This window comes from Alteromonas sp. ABV4_515 (genome assembly GCF_056160345.1).
On sequence record NZ_JBSWWZ010000005.1, the window covers coordinates 418,400 to 437,168 of the forward strand.

Below are 18,769 nucleotides of genomic sequence, written 5' to 3' on the forward strand. Positions count from 1 at the left end.
TTTATTCATCAATTTGGTGCAGACGCACAATTTTGAATCAAAAAGTTTGTGTTCATGATGAGTTTCAATTCTCAAAACTAACAAACCACTCCAGCCAATAATAAACACAAAATATTGATTTCAATACACTTATAAAATTAATTAACGTGAGGTTTATGATTTTGGCCTTTAACTTGAATAATGACAAATGAAAACGTTATCATTTTATCATTCAGTAAGGGAGTCTGTTTTATGAAGGTATGTTCAAGACCAAAGTCGGCTATCGCACTAGCAATTGCGACAGCGCTATTGCCTAGTACGGCATTTTCGCAGGAATCGAATAGTGCGGGAAATACCATTGAAAAAATTGAAGTAACAGCAACCAAGCGAGCGACAACAGAACAGACTACCGCTATTGCAATGAGCGTAGTCGGCAATGAAGCACTGGCAGATTCAGGTGTTACTGAAGTGAACGATTTGGGTAACGTCGCCCCTACCCTCAATATCGCCCAAAATAACGATAATACAATGATTACCATCCGCGGTGTTTCCAGCCGTGACTACTCGGAAACCGGTGATCCTGCGGTTGCGGTGAATATTGATAACTTCTATTTGCAAGATTCGAAAGCCCTGAATGCAGCCATGTTCGACATTCAACAGGTTGAAGTGTTACGCGGTCCACAAGGCACGTTATACGGACGAAATGCCACCGCCGGAGCGGTAAACATCATTACGGCGAAGCCTGAATTTGACAAAGAATTAGAGGCGAAATTGGGCTTTGCAAATTACGGCCAGGTGAATGCGGAAGTTGCAGGCAATTTGCCAATTAATGATAACTGGGCAGTAAGAGCTGCCGCCGTGTACCGAGATAATGACGGTTATCGCGACAATGGTTTAAGCGAAAAAGGCGACCAACGGAAAGAAACGGGCGCGCGTCTTCATGTTCGCTATGAGTCCGATGGTCCATTTTCTATGCTGTTAACTGGCGAGACCGTGGACATCAGCGGTACCGGCTCTGTTGTTAAGGCCATTCCCTACGACGACACAAATACCGACGGCACATTGATTCTCGGTGATGACAAGAATTGGGCACTGAACAATCAAGGTTCTATTGATATTGGTGCTGATTCCTTGCGTTGGGAATTTAATCTCGATTTTGATGATTACCGCGTGAGCTACATTGGCGGAGACATGTCGGTGTCGTTCGACCGCACCAACGACCAAGACGGCAGTGCTGACGCTTTTTGGGCCTTTTCTCAAACGAATGGTGATATCAGCACGCAAAACCATGAACTTAGATTAACGTCGAATTTGGATAGTTGGTTTAACTTCCAGACTGGTGTTTATCACTTCACACAAGACAGTAGCGGCCCAGCCTATTTCCAAATGCACAATACTGGTGAATACGTAAATATCTACACCTTCGACTACCAGAATGAATCCAGTTCTTCTGCGGTTTTTGCACAGGCCGAACTCACGTTAAGTGACACATTGAAAGCTGAAGCTGGCATTCGCTATACGGAAGATGAAAAGTCACAGACGGGTCAGGCTGATGTTGGTGCAGGCACGTTCACCCAGGTAGACAACTATTTTAAAGACGATGAGATTACCTGGCATTTGGGTCTCAACTGGGAATATTCAGAAGATCACTTCTTTTACGGCAAGATCGATAAAGGCTACAAGGCCGGTGGTTTCAAAGACACCTCGTCCTATTCGTCTGAATCAATCATTTCTTATGAAGTGGGTTCAAAAAGTTTCTTTCTCGACAACACGATGCAGTTTAATACCAGCCTGTTTTACTACGATTACACCGATCTGCAAGTACAACAGACCGACCCTGCAACGGGTGTTGCCCGGGTTTATAACGCTGGCGCTGCAGGCATAACGGGTGCAGAAGTTGAAGTGAAGTATCGCCCAACTACCGCAGATACACTTCAGGTCACACTTGCCTTACTCGATGCGAAGTATGATGAATTTTGTACCATTACAGCTGACTCGTGCCCAAATGAAAACGATTACAGCGACAATCATCTTCCTCAGGCACCAGATGTGACAGCAACCATTAAGTATACCCGTGACTTTGAGATTGATTCCGGCGTCATCACAGGCATTGTGCAGTCGCGTTATCAAAGTGATAACTACTTCTCGTACATCAATCGGGCAACAGAATTCCAGGAAGCGTACACCAAGTCTGACGTTATCCTGAAGTACACACCGGACAATTCTTCATTTGTTTACAGCGCTTACGTTCGCAACATCGAAGACGAAACAATTCTTACCATGTCTGAAGAAGCTGCTTATGCGGGCGGTTACCTTGTGCAGTTTGCTCGACCGCGTACTTTTGGTGTGGAAGTAAGTTACCGCTATTAATTGCGTTTAACTGAAAAATGTAAACGAAACTCAGAGACTGGAGGCGGTGAATTGATTACTATGTTTTGATAGCAGAAGAAATGACATAGGGGTGTCGTTTAATGGCAAATATCAAAGACATAGCGGAACTGGCTGGCGTATCCATCGCCACAGTGTCACGAACATTAAGGGAGCCGGAGAAAGTCCGTCCGGCAACCGCTGAAAAAGTAAATAAGGCCATAGATGCGCTGTCGTATAACACGAACTTATTGGCCAGCAACCTTAGAAAGCAACGTTCTGATGCTGTCATTGTTGCAGTACCGGATATCAATAACCCTTTCACGTCAGGATTTGTACAGGGCATTGAAAATGTTGCAAGGGAGAACCGGATACGGGTGATGCTGGGCATCACAGAAGGTAAGCAGGAACTGCTCGATTGGCACTATGCCATGGTAGCCGGAAAACAGGCCGATGGCATGATTATTCTGGATACCAACATTCCGGCGAATGTGTTGAAAAAGGCAGAATCAGGTGAACCACAACCGGTGATCTTAGCTTGTGAATACGAACAAGGGGTTCCCCTGCCCCGGGTGCGTTTCGACAACATTGAAGCGGCTGCTTTGGCAGCCACGCACATTGCAAAGCTAGGGCATAGAAAGATTGCCTGCGTGACTGGCTCGCCACGACTGCAAATGAGTCAGGATCGCCAAAAGGGCTTCCGTCTTGGCCTAAAGCGCAATGGCATAGAGATTAACGAGAGTTTATTTGTCACCGGCGGCTACACCCTGGAGTCCGGTGCGCAAGCAGCAGAAACACTGCTAACAAGCGGTGAAAAATTTAGCGCGATCCTTTGCGAAAATGACGAAATGGCATTGGGTGTCATCCACGTTCTAGCTGAAACTGGAATAAAAGTACCTGATGACGTGAGTGTGACTGGTATGGATAACCTTCGCTTCGGCGAGTATGCCAATCCGGCGTTAACCACGGTGTCACTGCCCTCCACAAAAATTGGTGAGCAGGCCATGAGAATGATGCTCGATTTTTATATCGATGCAGAAAGCTCCGTAAGAGAAGTCATTTTACCTCACGACATCATCGTCAGGAAAAGTACCGCAGCATATAAACAAAACGAATAAGGTGATCTCCGAACTGGCGGTGATCACCAATGAAAGGAGAAGATCTTGCATCGACGTCAGTTTATCAAAGCCTGCGCAGGCGCCGCAGCCACTGCGAGTATTGCAGGTAGTATGCCCGCAGTAGCAAGCAATGGGTACTTTAGCCGTCCGGGTTTACAGTTATTCACTGTGATGACCCAACTGGACAAAGACTTTAACGGTACCTTGAAAACCGTTTCAGACATCGGCTACCGCCAGGTTGAAACGATGGGTTCCTTCAACATGTCTGCAAAAGAACTACAAACCAAGTTGCTTGAAAATAACTTGGTTACCCTGTCTCAACACCTCATGCCTGGCGATTTGTATCAGTCGTTCTCCCGCTACAACAGAGGCGAATTAACCTGGGATGAAATCATCAAGATTTTCATTCACGCCTTCGATTTCTCCAAAGTAGAAACCTTCATTGAAGAAGCGATTAATCGCGCTATTACACTGGGGCAAAAATACATTGTTTGGCAGGTTAATTGGCAAAAAGAATATGGCATGAAAGAGGTAAAACAGCATCTCAGCGCATTCCGAACCGCCGGCAAGATGTGCAAAGAAGCAGATCTTACTTTTGCGTTCCACAATCATGATCACGAGTTCCAGCCACTTAATGGCACCACCGCTTACGACATTCTGGTACAAGAAACCGACCCTGATGAAGTAAAAATGGAAATGGACTTCATGTGGGCAAGTTATGCCGGTGTTGATCCCGCGGCTTACCTTAGAAAATATCCGGGACGATACAAGCTCGCACACCTTAAAGACCATGACAAAAGCGGAAAAATTGTCTTGCCCGGCCAAGGTGTTGAAGATTTCACAGAACTGCTTAAAGCCGCAGAAGAAGCAGGTATTGAGCAAAGCTATTTCGAATTTGACCAACCCGTTAACCCCATTGAGGAGATCACAGCTGCATACAAATATTTGTCTGCGATTCCTCGCAAATAAGGTTAGCTAACCGGCCAGCCGGTTTTTAACCACTTCAATTGACCCACTGAAATCAATTGTCCGGCAAACGCCTGTTTTGCCGGTCATGGGTTCGCTCGCTCTGAATTCAGTGATTTGACGAATTTTCAGCCAGTTCGGATTAACTACGAACTGTCTACCGTTACCATAATCATAAAGGGAGATAAGCATGGCTTACCGACTAGGTGTAGATGTAGGGGGCACGTTCACAGACCTTCTACTGATTAACGAAATCACCGGTGAGAAATTCACCGCCAAGGTACCTTCAACGCCGCAAGACTCCTCAATCGGCGTGTTAAACGGGGTAAACCGCATTTGTGAAGAATCGGGCGTCGATCCGAAAAGCATAAAACGGGTAATGCACGGTACGACTGTTGCCACCAATGCCGTACTGACTGGCAAAGGCGCCAAAGTTGGCCTTATTACTACCACCGGCTACGAGCAAATTCTGCAAGTTGCTCGCTCCTACTGTCCGGGTGGTTTGGGTGGCTGGGTGAGTTTTGTAAAACGCCCTCTTCTCGCTTCTCTCGAACTCACCATCGGTGCTTCTGAACGCATGGGCGCGAAAGGCGATGTTGTTAAGCCACTCGATGAAGCGCAGTTACTTATCGATCTGAAAGCCTTGAAAGAAAAAGACGAGCTAGAAGCGCTGACTATCTGTTTCATTAATTCCTATATCTGTGACGAACACGAAGTACAAGCCCGCGAATTAGCTAAGCAGGTGTTCCCAAACATTCCGATTTCTATTTCCAGCGAAGTTGTACCAGAAATGCAGGAATACGAACGTACTGAAACTACCGTAGTGAATTCGTTTGTTCGCCCTGAGGTATCACGCTATGTGAATAACTTGCGTCAGTCTTTGGAAGATAAAATGGGCAGCGATCTACAGCTATCTATTTTACGTTCAGATGGCGGCCTGGCCTCTACTCGCTCGGCGGCCGACTCGCCGGTAAACCTATTGATGTCGGGGCCAGCCGGCGGTGTTGCCGGTGCCACTTACTTCTGCAGTCGTGGTGGTTTCGACGATATTCTTACCTTCGATATGGGTGGCACCTCTACCGACGTTGCCCTTATCCAAAACTCTCAAGCGATGGTACGACGTGAAACTATCGTTGGTGACGTGCGGGTGCGTGCGCCATCTGTAGATATCCGCACGGTGGGTGCAGGCGGTGGGTCTATTGCATTCGTGCCGGAGTTAACTAAAGCACTGCGTGTTGGCCCAGAGTCAGCGGGCGCGGTACCGGGCCCGGCTTGTTACCTGAAAGGCGGCGAAGCGCCTACGGTATGTGATGCCAACGTTGTACTTGGCTATCTGCCCTCAGACGTACAGCTCGGTGGAGCCATGACCATTTCCCGGGATGCGGCAGAAAAAGTAGTAAAAACTGTAGCTGATCAGATGGGGATTGGCATGATGGAAGCGGCCGAAGGTATCATCGAAATCGCCAACGAAGCCATGTTTGGCGCTTTGCGCCTGGTATCGGTTGAACAAGGATACGACCCACGTAACTTCGCACTGGTTGGGTTTGGTGGTGCAGGCCCGCTTCATGCTAATGCCCTTGGTATTCTTTCGGGGGCATGGCCGGTTATTGTTCCTCCTGGCCCCGGCGTTCTGTGCGCTTATGGTGATGCGACCACACAGGTTCAGGATGAGGCATCACGTACTTACATTACGCTGGCCAGCGAACTTAAAAAAGACAAGCTACTGTCTGACTTGGCCGAATTGAAAGCGAAAGCGTGTGAAACCCTGATTGCTGATAGCATTCCTACCGAGCAGCAAGAAGTGTCTTATCAGGCCGATCTGCGTTACACCGGACAGGCATTCCAAATCACAATGAACTTCTCAGAAGAAGAACTTAAGGAAAAAGGTCTGGCGTTAATCACCGACCAGTTCGACGCCGAGCACGAACAGTTGTTCAGCTTCAAGCTAGAAGATGGCCACGAAATTCTTATGATCCGCGCAGTTGCCAAAGCAAAGAGTCAGGATCTAGACGTACTGGCTGCAGGTGACCCTTCATTTACATTAGCCGACTGTAAAATCTGTGACACCCGGTTCTACTACGCCGGCGAATGGCACGATGCGCAAATTTATGACCGTAGCAAATTGCACCAATCTCTGGTTGTTGACGGCCCTGCCATCATTTCTGAGATGGACTCCACCACCGTAATCCTGCCGGGTCACCAAGCTAACGTGGATGTAGTTGGTAACCTTCTTATCACCCCAGCCAAATAGGAGCAAAATATGTCTGCAAGAATTATTGAAACCAATCAAAGCCCGTTTGCAACTGTGGATGTCCCTGGCGTAACGGTAGACCTTATTGAAAATGCCTTGAAAAACGCCCGTGAAGAAATGGATGCGGTACTGTTCAGAACCGCCATGTCGCCGGGTATTCGTGAACAGGGCGACTGCTTCCCCATGATCGCAAACCGCGACGGGAAAATGGTGGTAGGCCAATTTGGGTCCTTCATTCGCCCCTTCCTGGAAGTGTATGAAGCCGACATTGAAGAAGGCGATATCATTTTAACTAACGATCCCTACATGTGTAACGCGGCCGTTTCACACTTACCTGATTGGCTGGTGCTGGTACCCGTTTTCAAAGATGGCCGCTTAGTAGCATGGACATCAATGTTTGGTCATATGTCTGATAACGGCGGTATGGTGCCAGGCTCAATGCCTATTGAAGCCTCAACCATTTATCAAGAAGGCATGCGGATCCCGCCTACAAAACTTTACAAGAAAGGTGAACTGCAAAGCGATCTGCTGGAGCTCATTTTACACAACGTTCGCACCCCGCAGTGGAACCGCTTCGATTTGAACGCGCTGGTCGCAGCCTGTAACACCGCGTCTAAACGTTGCCTTGAGATTGTAGAACGCTTCGGCGATGACGTTTTCCATACCACCATGGATATCATGCTGCAGCGCAACTACACGGCTATGGAACACATTATCCGCAACTTTATTCCAGAAGAACCCCGTGAATTTGTTGATTATTTGTGTGACGACGGCATGGGCAAAGGCCCCTACAAAATCCAGTGTAAAATGTGGCGCGAAGAATCGAAGGTATTTTTCGATTTTGAAGGTACTGCACCTCAAGCTGAAAGCTCGATCAACTTCTTCCTTAATGAAGATATGTTCAAAATGTTCTTCGGCTCTTTCACCATCAACGTAGTAGACCCACAAATTGTATTCAACGACGGTTTCTACGAGTTGGTGGAAGTACGCATCCCTCAGGGCAGTTTGCTGAAACCTAATTATCCTGCCGCGCTTTCAGGTCGAACCCACGCCTTGGGTCGTATCTTCGATATTCTGGGAGCATTATTGGGCATGGGTGCACCGGAGCAAATGCTCAACGCCGCCGGCTTCTCAGATTCCCCTCACCTGTTCTACTCCGGATACGACAATGACGGAAAATGGTTCCAGCTTTTCCAAATTGGTTTTGGCGGTATTCCTGGTCGCCCTGTGGGTGACGGACCTGATGGCCACTCGCTGTGGCCGGGCTTTACCAACGTACCCAACGAATTTATCGAGTCTTACTTCCCGCTGCGCATTGAAAAATACGAAACCATTCCTGACTCAGGTGGTGCCGGATTGCACCGCGGTGGTAACGGCCTAAGCGTGGCCTATCACTTCCTGTGTAACGGCACCATTGGTATTCACGATGATCGCTGGCTCACTTATCCGTGGGGAGTTCTGGGCGGCGACCCAGGCCTGCGTTCCACCAAAAAACTGGTGCGTAAATCAGGTGAAGTGGAATTCATGCCGGCGAAGAAAGAAGGGATCCATGTGAAAGCCGGTGATGTGCTGTATTTCAATACCTGGGGTGGCGGCGGCTGGGGAGACCCGCTGAAACGTGAACCTGCACGAGTACTTGATGACGTGAAGCGCAATTTGGCAACCGTAGAAGGTGCTCTTCGTTATGGTGTCGTTATTGAAAACGGCGAAGTAGATGAAGCCAAAACCATCGCCTTACGCGCCGAAATGCACGCCTCCCGCGAAGGTGAGCTGCCTGTCTTTAATCGTGGTCCGGACATCGAAGCCCTGCGCGCAACCTGCGAACAGGAAACCGGCATTAAGCCACCTGTGTCTCCGTTGGGTTGATCATTAACCCGGGGCAACCTCGTTGCCCCTTTTTCTTTTAAGGAGATTTTATGAGCCTGCAATCGAACCCTATCACCCTCGGCAAAAAACCGGCATTAATACTGGTGGATTTATCCACGGGTTTCACCAATGCACAAAGTCCATTAGGTAGCGAATGCCAATCTGTGCTCGACGCCAATAAGCGGCTACTCGACACCTTCAGGGCACAAAATTTACCGGTTATTTATACCACGGTAATTTATCGCAACAGCAATGAGGCATCGGTATTTAGACAGAAAATTCCTGCGTTAGATATTCTCACGCCTGAATCAGGCTGGGGCAATATCGATCCGCAGCTTGCACCGTTGCCCAACGAGCCTGTTCTCGAAAAAAAGTGGGCGAGCAGTTTTTTTGGCACCGACCTAAATGAACGCCTGCAAGCACTCAATGTTGACTCTCTCGTGGTTACCGGGCTGACCACCAGCGGCTGTGTACGCGCAACGGCCATCGACGGCCTGCAATACAACTACCCGGTCGTTGTCGCGAAAGACGCCTGCGGCGACCGAGACAGCAGAGCCCAAGCCGCGAGTCTTTATGATTTGAACCTGAAATACGCCACCGTTTTAAACTCAGAACAAATTATCAAATCGCTGTTATCAGGTGCTAAGGAGTAAACGCATAAGATGTTCGCAGAATTAGTTGCCACCGTTGCACCGATATTTGTGTGTGTCGGCATTGGTATTTACTGGGGCCGTTCGGGTTTGCCTTACCCGTCAGATTTTATCACCCGTATCGTAATGAATATCGGGGCGCCGTGTTTGGTGGTGTCGGTGTTGGGTAAAGCCGAAGTCAGTTTAAACTTACTTGGCACGGTCTCTACGGCGGCCTTAAGTGTGTTTGCTGTTAGTGCGGTAATTTTAGGTATTATTCTGGCGTTGTGTAAGTACAAGGTGAATCACTTACTGCCTCCCCTGTTGTTTGGTAACAACGGCAACATGGGCCTGCCCATCGCCCTTTTTGCCTTCGGTCAGGACGGTCTTGCTTTGGCATTGTGCTATTTCTGGACGCTAGCCATGATCAACTTCACCTTCGGGATATCTATGCTCACCTGGGGTGGAAACCCACTTCAGTCTGTGAAAAATATGTTTAAACAACCGCTGGTGTACTGCTCTTTGGTGGTTTTATTTTTATTCGCCACAGACAGCACGCTTCCACTCTGGTTACAAAATACCGTTGATCTACTGGCGGGCATGACCATCCCACTCATGCTAATCACGCTGGGTGTGTCACTAGCTCAGCTTAACGTAGAGGATTTTAAAGCAAGCTTATTTCTGGCGTTCTTACGGCTGTTTGTCGGTTTCACCATCGGCTATAGCATTGCTGACTATTTGGAACTGGAAGGCATTTTAAAAGGTGTGGTGATCTTGCAAGCTTCAATGCCTGCGGCAGTTTCTAATTACTTACTTGCACTTAAGTACACTGAAAACCCAGGGAAAGTAGCGGGCACGGTTGTCATATCCACTACCGTTTCACTGATATCACTACCTTACCTGGTGAGTTTTGTGATGGCGCAAGCAGGTGGCTAAATCAAAATAAAAAAAGCGAGCTTGCGCAACTCACTTCAATTGCGTAGTGGCTCGCTTTCTTCTAGTTCTGCAGCCTTGTCACTTTTAGGCTTATCTCATTCGCCTATTTACCATCATCATCAGAAGAAATCCGACTGGCAACTGCACCGGCCTGGCCTTTGTATTTGGCGTCCACACGGGCGTTGTACGGTTTTTCTGCTGGCGAAGAAAGCACTTCAAAACTCAGTGCGCCAATTTTCATTAATGGGCGAAGTGCCAACGGCAATTTACCGGAATTGTAGAATTCCAATACAATATTGCCAGACCAACCTGGATCGATGCGGTGTGCAGTCACATGCACCATCAGGCCCAAGCGTGCCAATGAAGAGCGGCCATCCAGCCAGCCTACAATGTTGTCAGACAAGGTGACAGATTCATGGGTAATCGCCAGCGCAAGTTCCTTTGGGTGCAGGAAGAACGCTTTGCCCTCTTCCAACTCAATCTCGTCACTCATCACTGAGTTCAGCGCTTCTTGCACTTCATGCTTAGGACCGGACAAATCAATGTAAGCGGCTTGGTGATCTTCAAATACACGGAATTTATTGCCCAACCGCATATCCACCGTTACGCCGCTAATGCGCTCGTATTCGGGAGTGGGATCAATCTTAATTTTGCCTGATTGCAGGTACTCGTATATATCGCGGTCTGATAAACGCATGAAACTTATCCAAGGGGAAAAAAACGGGGGTATTATGCGTCGTCAGGGCTTGTCAGACAACGCATAAGGAAGAATTTATTCTTAAACAATGTTGATGCCGATGGTTTCACCACGAATGTACGATTCATTCTCACGAGCAGGTAAAGTGAGCCCCATTTGCATAGAAAGTGCCCGAGCAGCATCACGGTAAATAGCGGCCAGCGGGCTATCTGGTTTATCTACCACCAGCGGCTTGCCGATATCGGCCTGCTCGCGAATTGACACATCCAGTGGCAACGCCGCCAGAAGCGGTAAATTGTAACGTTCGGCCAATGCTTTTCCGCCGTCTTGCGCAAACAGGTAATCGGTGTGGCCACAGGCAGAACACTGGTAATAACTCATGTTTTCGATAAGTCCCACTACCGGCACGTTCACTTTCTCAAACATGGAAATGCCTTTTTGCGCATCGGCCACGGCGAGGTCCTGCGGCGTGGTCACTACCACGGCAGCGCTCAATGGCACTTGCTGCGCCATGGTTAATTGAATGTCGCCGGTTCCCGGCGGCATATCCACAATCAAGTAATCCAGTACGGGCCACAAGGTTTCATCCAGCAGTTGTTTTAGCGCCCTGCTGGCCATGGGACCACGCCACACCGCAGCATCTTCCTGGGGTACCAGATAACCAATGGAATTAGCGACCATGCCCCAAGCTTCAAGGGGTTTCATGTGTTTATTGTCGTCGGTAGATGGGTGCGCCAGCGGGTTACCCAACATGATGGGCACGGATGGGCCGTAAATATCGGCATCGAGAATACCGACTTTGGCACCTTCCTGCATAAGCGCAAACGCCAGATTCAGGCAAGTGGTAGATTTCCCCACGCCGCCTTTGCCAGAGGCCACAGCCACCACATTGCGAATATTGGTTACCGGTGGTTGCGCGGTTTTCGCACCGACGATTTTTTGATTTATCGCGATGTCCGTTTTAGCGTGACTGGCTTTATCTAAAGCCGCGGTGAGTACATCACGCAACGCCCCATGCTGAGTTAAGGCACAAAACGGCAATGTTATTACGATACTGTTGCCGTCGATGTCGCACCATTTGCTGGTTTCCTCCACCGTCAGGGAGTAATAATCGGCCAGAGTTTGTGCAGCGGTTTGCACTCGCTTGTCACCCTTACGGGAAAAGAACATAATTCACCTTTAAAATAAGCGTTCGTGCCATTTACGTAATGCAAAAGTGGCGCGATTCCGCTAGTATTTGCAGCCTTTTCTAACGCCTGAGAACAGAAACATAACACTATGTCTGAAAACACGTCGAATTCTGTTGCACCGGCCAATGCGCAACGTCGCATTCTGGTAACCAGTGCATTGCCGTACGCAAACGGCTCTATCCATCTCGGACACTTACTCGAGCATATCCAGACTGATATCTGGACCCGCTTCCAGCGCCTGCGCGGTAACGAATGTTACAGTGTTTGTGCTGACGATGCTCACGGTACTCCCGTCATGCTTAAAGCTCAGGAACTGGGGATCACGCCTGAAGAAATGGTAGCCCGCACCCGTGCGGAACACCACCAGGATTTACTGGACTTCCACGTTCAGTACGACAACTATTATGTGACTCACTCGCCGGAAAACAAGGCGCTGTGTGAAACCATTTATAACCGTCTGGATGAAGCAGGTTACATCAGCAAGCGTACCATTAATCAATTGTACGACCCGCAAAAAGAAATGTTCCTGCCAGACCGTTTCGTAAAAGGTACCTGCCCAAGCTGTAATGCTGAAGATCAAAACGGCGACAGTTGTGATGTGTGCGGTGCAACATACAGCCCTACTGAAGTAAAGAACCCACGTAGTGTGGTATCCGGTGCCACGCCAATACTGAAAGAATCAGAGCATTTCTTCTTCGACCTGCCACAATTTGAAGGCATGCTGAAAGAATGGATCCGCTCGGGTGCCCTGCAATCAGAAATGGCAAACAAGCTTCAGGAATGGTTTGAAGAAGGTTTGCAACAGTGGGACATTAGCCGCGATGCACCTTACTTCGGTTTTGAAATTCCGGGCGCGCCAAATAAATTCTTCTACGTATGGGTTGATGCGCCAGTTGGCTACATGGCCAGCTTCCAGAACTTCTGTGACCAGAACGACGTGAATTTTGACGATTTCTGGAAACAGGGTACCGACACCGAGCTGTATCATTTCATCGGTAAAGACATCACCTATTTCCACTGTCTGTTCTGGCCAGCCATGCTGGAAGGCGCGGGATTCCGTAAGCCTACCGGTGTGAACATTCACGGTTTCGTGACAGTTAACGGCGCTAAAATGTCGAAGTCTCGCGGTACCTTTATTAAAGGCCGTACCTACCTCGACCACCTGGACCCAGAATACCTGCGTTATTACTTTGCTTCGAAACTTGGTGATGGTGTTACCGATATCGACCTGAACTTTGCTGACTTCGCCCAGAAAGTGAATTCTGATTTGGTGGGTAAAGTGGTGAACATCGCTAGCCGTTGTGCCAGCTTTATTACTAAGCGTTTCGACGGCAAGCTGTCAGATACCGTTCTTGACGAAGCGCTGATGGCAGAGTTCCACGCGGCAGCGGATAACATTGCGGCGAACTTCGAGAATCGTAAGTATCACCAGGCCATCCGCGAAATTATGGCGCTGGCAGATAAAGCCAACCAGTTCATCGATGCCAATGCCCCGTGGGTAACCATTAAAGATGAAACCAAGCAGCAATTTACCCACGATGTGTGCTCTCTGGGTATCAATATGTTCCGCATTCTGGTGACTTACCTGAAGCCGGTGCTGCCTATTCTGGCCGAAAAAGCCGAAGCCTTCCTGAACGACACCCTCACCTGGGAAAGCAGTCAGGTAGTGCTGAAAGGTCACGCAATTAATAAGTTTAAAGCAATGATGCAGCGCATCGAGATGGAGAAAATCGACGCCATGGTTGAAGATTCCAAAGAAAGTCTGGCAGCGGCGAACGCGCCTAAACTGGACCCTGAAAGCCCGCTGGCTAAAGATCCTATCAGCGAAGAAATCACTTTTGACGACTTTGCCAAAGTGGATTTCCGTATCGCCCGCATCGCCAATGCAGAACACGTCGAGAAAGCAGACAAACTGCTGCGTCTCGAACTGGACTTAGGCGGTGAAACCCGTCAGGTATTTGCTGGTATCAAGTCGGCTTACGCCCCTGAAGATCTGATTGGTAAGCACACCGTGATGGTGGCTAACCTGGCACCGCGCAAAATGCGTTTCGGGATGTCTGAAGGCATGGTGCTGGCAGCTGGCCCTGGCGGCAAAGATTTGTACATCCTTGAGCCTCACGAAGGCGCAAAGCCTGGTATGCGCGTGAAGTAAATGCCCGTGAGTTAAACCTCTGCTATATGACAAAAACGGTGCTTCAGAGCACCGTTTTTTTTATTAAAATAAATCCTTTATTTACAAGACTGACGACGCTGGCCAAGCTGCTCGTTACACGCACCATCAGAGAGGCGCATACTCGCGCCTACTGCTGAAAACCGTGGCTTGAGTTTCCATTGCGGTTTAATAGTGGTCATCGGCACCACCCGTTTGCGGGCGATGATCACATACACCGAACTGCACCAGGGAAAATAGCGGCTTACGCGGCTGTGCCATTTCGCGGAAATCGAAAACTGCTTTTTGAGAAACAGCATAGAAAACAGAATGTGACGGGTTTCAATCACTTCAAAACCCAGTAGTTGCAGCCAGTCTTTTACCCGGCCCGATGAAAAGAACCGGGCATCGTGTAGTAAATTCCCCCGTTTCAGCGGCAGATATTTACCAATACCGGTGAGACTAAAAGGATTAAACCCACTGATGATCACGTAGCCGTCTTGCGTTATACACCGGTCGACTTCGCGAAGGATTTTATGGGGGTCCTGACAGAAATCCAGTTCGTTGGCGAGCAGAAAACCGTCGATACTGTTTTCAACGTAAGGTAATTCAGAGGAAAGGCTAACAACAGACGTGTTATCTATTTTTTCTGGCGCCTGCCGAATGTGATGAGAAACGCCGCATTTTGGCAATTCCACCGCACTGCTTAGCGCCCCTAATTTTACGAAGTGATAGCCAAACACCCGCGACGACAGGCTGTTGCTGACGGATTGTACTGCGTCGTGAATTGCTTCACCTGCAGGAAGTTCTGACCACGACAGTGGGTATCTGGGCGGTTTCGCCCGGTAAGCCAATTTCATTAAATTTCAGGCTGATCCAATTGGTTGCGTCGCTGCTATCAAGTTCTTATAGTATCGCATTAATCCCTTTTCACAAGCAGGTATCCCATGAACCGGACGTCTTCGACACTCCCTGACGGAATACACATCACTGCCATTCCCGCCTTCTCCGATAATTACATCTGGTGTCTGCATAACGATCACCATGCCGTAGTGGTTGATCCGGGTGACGCAGAGCCTGTTGTGCAGTTTTGCCAACAGCATGAACTGGAACTCGCGGCGGTGTTAATTACTCATCACCATCACGATCATACGGGCGGCATTCCTCGCCTGGTCGCGGCTAATCCTTCATTACCTGTCATTGGCCCCGCCAACGATCAAATTAGCGGCCTGACGAAACGGGTAGATGAAGGTGATGATGTGCACCTCAATGTGCTTGATTTAACATTTGTGGTGGTTGAACTGCCTGGTCATACTCTCGATCATATTGGCTTTTATGGTCACAACGTGCTGTTTTGTGGAGATACGTTATTTTCCGGCGGATGCGGACGGTTATTTGAAGGAACACCTGCACAAATGTTGCACTCGTTGAATAAACTGAAGCGTCTGCCTGATGAGACTAAAGTGTATTGTGCACATGAGTACACCTTGTCTAATATGAAGTTTGCACTTGCCGTTGAACCGAACAACACGGTATTGCAGGAACATGCGAACCTTGTGAGCAAACTTAGGTCTGAAGAGTGCATTACACTGCCTTCAACCATGCAGAAAGAAAAAGCCATCAATCCGTTTATGCGCAGTAATCAGCCTGATGTTGCCCATTCAGCGGCATCATTTAAAGGTGAACAACCGGCCGATGAAGTGGCCGTTTTTGCCGCAATTCGTAAGTGGAAAGATGAGTTTTAATGCATTCGGGGGCAGACACCGATACAATATCACGTTTTGAAGTTTAATCGCGGGGCAGTAAATTAATGAAATCAGTAAAGAGCCTTCTCGCCAGCATTACCTTGGTCAGCCTGCTAAGTGGTTGCCAGACGACAGACGAGCAGGCTATTGCCGATGAGCAAGCGGCAGAAATGAATGCCGCCAGCGATACCGATACCTGCGAGATTGGCCAAACGCCAATCGAAGATGCGGAAGATTGCGAAATCGCCAAAGAAGGCGTTATCGAAGTGGTTCACCCAGTAGAAGATGTAGATGAAACGCTGGAAGAAGCGGTAGAACCTGAGGCTCCGGCAGAAGTGATCATAGACGACGTGTGGACCCGCGTCGCAGCACAAATGGCATTTACTATTCCTGACGATCGTCGTCTCACCAGTCAACGTAATTGGTATTTAAAGCACCCTGAGTATATGGCCCGTGTGGTGAATCGCGCGCGCCCGTTCTTATATTACATTACCGAAGAAATTGAAAAGCGCGATATGCCTCTGGAAATTGTGCTGTTGCCGATTGTCGAAAGTGCCTTTGATCCTTTTGCCTACTCTCACGGTCGTGCAGCGGGAATGTGGCAGTTTATTCCCGGTACCGCTAAACGCTTTGGCATTCGTCAGACCTGGTGGTACGACGGCCGTCGCGATGTGGTTGCGTCAACCGCAGGCGCATTAGATTACCTTACCTACTTAAATAAAATGTTCGACGGTGACTGGCTGCATGCCCTCGCCGCTTACAACTCGGGCGAAGGCCGTGTGCTGCGCGCTATTAAGCAAAATCGTAAAGCCGGCAAGCCAACTGATTTCTGGTCGCTGGATTTACCCCGTGAAACCCGCGCTTATGTGCCCAAATTACTGGCCCTTGCCGACATCCTGAAAAACCGTGATGAGTACAATTTTGCCTGGCCCACCATTGATAACGTGGAAGTGATTAAGCTTGTTGATATCGGTTCCCAGGTAGATTTGGCATTCGCTGCTGAGTTGGCAGACATGGATTTAGAAGATTTACATGCGCTGAATCCTGGCTTCAACCGGTGGGCTACCGATCCTGATGGACCTCACCAATTGGTGCTGCCTATTGAAAAAGCTGACAGCTTCGCACAAGAGTTGGCCGCCATCGACCGTCACGACCGTCTTAACTGGGCCCGTCATAAAGTAAAAAGTGGCGACAGCCTGTTGAAACTGGCCAAGCAATATCACACCACTGCCGACATCATCAAAAAAGTGAATGGCCTGTCTGGCAACATGATTCGCGTGGGTGATTTCGTGATGATCCCGGTTGCCTTGAAAGAGTTGGATGCCTATTCACTCTCGAAAGATCAACGTCTGGCTTCACTGCAAAGCCGTGCACAATCTTCTACGAAAGTAACGCACACAGTGAAATCCGGCGATACCTTCTGGGATTTGTCCCGTAAATATAAGGTGAGCACACGTGATTTAGCGAAGTGGAATGGCATGGCACCCGGTGACACGCTGCGTCCGGGTAAAACGTTAGTTATCTGGCAAGGTGGTGATAAACCGAAAGCAGATGCTTCTGCCATCATGCGTTCTCTGACTTACACGGTTAAACCGGGAGACAGTCTTTCCCGTATCGCTAGTAAGTTTAATGTAAAAGTGTCAGACATCACCACTTGGAATAGCCTGAGCAAGAAGCGATACCTTCAGCCTGGTCAGAAACTAAAGCTCCACGTGGATGTAACGAGACTCAAAAATGTAGGATAAATCAACCATGTTAAGAATTAACTGGGCAAACTTACGGAAAAGTCATGAAACACCCTGGTTAATTCTTGACCTTGTCATGCTGGGTTTATTATTGATAAATCTGGCCTGGCTGTTGTTCGATGCCATGTACGGTACCGGGCTGGTGCATGACCAGCTCGAGTCATGGTTTCCCGGTGTGACCGCCGCCTACGACCCCATTCACAAGAACTTTATTCTTGTCGACCTCACCTTCATTATCATTTTCTTTGTTGAATTCTGTTTTCGCTGGGTCGTGTCAGTGGTACGCAAAGAACATCTGCGCTGGTACTTTTTCCCGTTTCTGCACTGGTACGATATTGTCGGTTTGATCCCCCTGGGTGCGACTCGTATATTCCGTTTTCTGCGCATTTTCTCCATTTTGCATCGCATGCATAAACAGCACATCATCGATTTGAACCGAACCGCCGTTTTTCGGTTCTTTCGATTTTACTATGACGTGCTGGTAGAAGAGCTGTCTGACCGCATTGTGGTGAAAATACTGAGCGATGCGCAAAAAGACATTTCAGCTGGCTCGCCGCTGGTTGATGATATAAGCCGACAAGTGCTGGCGCCACGCCGCCCTATTCTCACCCAATGGCTGGCCGGGGTGTTAAATCATTTCGGCGACGCCATCAGCCACGGCCACTATGGCGAAGTCATCCGCGAGCATGTACGCAAATCCGTAGGTAAAGCGGTGAAAAGTAACGATCAGGTTTCCACCCTCCACTATATTCCTGTGGTTGGAAAAACCATTGAGAATACGCTGGAATCTGCCGTTACTGATATTGTTACCGCCTCGGTAATCAACCTGCTTTCAGACCTCGATGCCAAACAAATCGACCATTTTGTTGATGCAGGTTTACACGACTACACGCCAGTGGCTGAGGACCTCGATAAAGAAGTCTTAAATGTGATTAATGAATGTCTGGAACTGGTAAAAGCTCACGTGGCGCAGCAGCGCTGGAAAGACGAACTTGCTAATCAAAACAAACCCGTACCAGAAGCCGGCGTGAAAAACACGACTCCCGGTCCGTTGGAGTGAATCGTACGCTTAATTGGCAATGATCGCTGAAAACAAAAAGAGGTGCTGAACAGCACCTCTTTTTTAATTGC

Annotated in this window: 15 protein-coding genes; 11 read left to right on the top strand and 4 right to left on the bottom strand. The window is 48.6% G+C overall.

Annotation, left to right across the window (positions count from 1 at the left end):
- The first annotated feature begins 231 nt into the window (after positions 1–231).
- The 3 genes from ACXAGX_RS14020 (at position 232) to ACXAGX_RS14030 (ending at position 4,433) form a co-directional block, all read left to right on the top strand.
- A complete protein-coding gene (locus tag ACXAGX_RS14020; protein ID WP_474839048.1) occupies positions 232–2,349 on the top strand; it encodes a TonB-dependent receptor in 2,118 nt (705 codons plus the stop codon).
- A 101-nt stretch (positions 2,350–2,450) separates the two neighbouring features.
- The gene (locus ACXAGX_RS14025) at positions 2,451–3,464 is read left to right on the top strand and encodes a LacI family DNA-binding transcriptional regulator (protein ID WP_474839050.1); all 1,014 of its coding nucleotides are present in this window, start codon (positions 2,451–2,453) and stop codon (positions 3,462–3,464) included.
- A gap of 45 nt (positions 3,465–3,509) precedes the next feature.
- Complete coding sequence (locus ACXAGX_RS14030; RefSeq protein WP_474839052.1) at positions 3,510–4,433, top strand: sugar phosphate isomerase/epimerase family protein; 924 nt, start codon at positions 3,510–3,512, stop codon at positions 4,431–4,433.
- A 6-nt stretch (positions 4,434–4,439) separates the two neighbouring features.
- Here the strand turns inward: ACXAGX_RS14030 and ACXAGX_RS14035 are convergent, their stop codons facing one another.
- Positions 4,440–4,622, bottom strand: a complete 183-nt coding sequence (locus ACXAGX_RS14035; RefSeq protein ID WP_474839054.1) for a hypothetical protein — start codon at positions 4,620–4,622, stop codon at positions 4,440–4,442.
- Between ACXAGX_RS14035 and ACXAGX_RS14040 the strand changes: the two genes are divergently transcribed.
- Genes ACXAGX_RS14040 through ACXAGX_RS14055 form a run of 4 tightly spaced genes read left to right on the top strand, consistent with a single transcriptional unit; the run spans position 4,621 to position 10,112 of the window.
- A complete protein-coding gene (locus ACXAGX_RS14040; protein ID WP_474839056.1) occupies positions 4,621–6,681 on the top strand; it encodes a hydantoinase/oxoprolinase family protein in 2,061 nt (686 codons plus the stop codon). The genes ACXAGX_RS14035 and ACXAGX_RS14040 overlap by 2 nt on opposite strands.
- Before the next feature lie 9 nt (positions 6,682–6,690).
- Positions 6,691–8,547 carry a hydantoinase B/oxoprolinase family protein gene (locus ACXAGX_RS14045; RefSeq protein ID WP_474839058.1) on the top strand — a complete coding sequence of 619 codons (1,857 nt, stop codon included), beginning with the start codon at positions 6,691–6,693 and terminating at the stop codon, positions 8,545–8,547.
- A 50-nt stretch (positions 8,548–8,597) separates the two neighbouring features.
- The gene (locus ACXAGX_RS14050; RefSeq protein ID WP_474839060.1) at positions 8,598–9,200 is read left to right on the top strand and encodes an isochorismatase family protein; all 603 of its coding nucleotides are present in this window, start codon (positions 8,598–8,600) and stop codon (positions 9,198–9,200) included.
- A 9-nt stretch (positions 9,201–9,209) separates the two neighbouring features.
- On the top strand, positions 9,210–10,112 hold the full coding sequence (locus tag ACXAGX_RS14055; protein WP_474839062.1) for an AEC family transporter: 903 nt from the start codon (positions 9,210–9,212) through the stop codon (positions 10,110–10,112).
- A 103-nt stretch (positions 10,113–10,215) separates the two neighbouring features.
- Here ACXAGX_RS14055 and dcd read toward each other — a convergent pair whose 3' ends face one another.
- Both dcd and apbC read right to left on the bottom strand, forming a co-directional pair.
- Complete coding sequence (gene dcd / locus ACXAGX_RS14060; RefSeq protein WP_474839064.1) at positions 10,216–10,809, bottom strand: dCTP deaminase; 594 nt, start codon at positions 10,807–10,809, stop codon at positions 10,216–10,218.
- A gap of 81 nt (positions 10,810–10,890) precedes the next feature.
- A complete protein-coding gene (gene apbC, locus ACXAGX_RS14065; RefSeq protein WP_474839066.1) occupies positions 10,891–11,979 on the bottom strand; it encodes an iron-sulfur cluster carrier protein ApbC in 1,089 nt (362 codons plus the stop codon).
- 108 nt (positions 11,980–12,087) lie between these two features.
- On the opposite strand from apbC, the gene metG reads away from it, so the two are divergent.
- Positions 12,088–14,151, top strand: coding sequence for a methionine--tRNA ligase (gene metG, locus ACXAGX_RS14070; RefSeq protein ID WP_474839068.1), 2,064 nt, complete (start codon positions 12,088–12,090; stop codon positions 14,149–14,151).
- Between the two features lie 77 nt (positions 14,152–14,228).
- Here metG and ACXAGX_RS14075 read toward each other — a convergent pair whose 3' ends face one another.
- A complete protein-coding gene (locus tag ACXAGX_RS14075) occupies positions 14,229–15,008 on the bottom strand; it encodes a methyltransferase domain-containing protein (RefSeq protein ID WP_474839070.1) in 780 nt (259 codons plus the stop codon).
- An 87-nt stretch (positions 15,009–15,095) separates the two neighbouring features.
- On the opposite strand from ACXAGX_RS14075, the gene gloB reads away from it, so the two are divergent.
- From gloB to ACXAGX_RS14090, 3 genes are all read left to right on the top strand, one after another.
- Entirely contained in the window at positions 15,096–15,893 is a 798-nt protein-coding gene (gene gloB, locus ACXAGX_RS14080) for a hydroxyacylglutathione hydrolase (RefSeq protein ID WP_474839072.1), read from the top strand.
- A gap of 65 nt (positions 15,894–15,958) precedes the next feature.
- Positions 15,959–17,638: a lytic transglycosylase gene (locus ACXAGX_RS14085; protein WP_474839074.1), complete on the top strand. Its 1,680-nt coding sequence runs from the start codon at positions 15,959–15,961 to the stop codon at positions 17,636–17,638.
- A 7-nt stretch (positions 17,639–17,645) separates the two neighbouring features.
- Positions 17,646–18,698, top strand: a complete 1,053-nt coding sequence (locus tag ACXAGX_RS14090) for an ion transporter (RefSeq protein WP_474824959.1) — start codon at positions 17,646–17,648, stop codon at positions 18,696–18,698.
- Positions 18,699–18,769 lie beyond the last annotated feature (71 nt).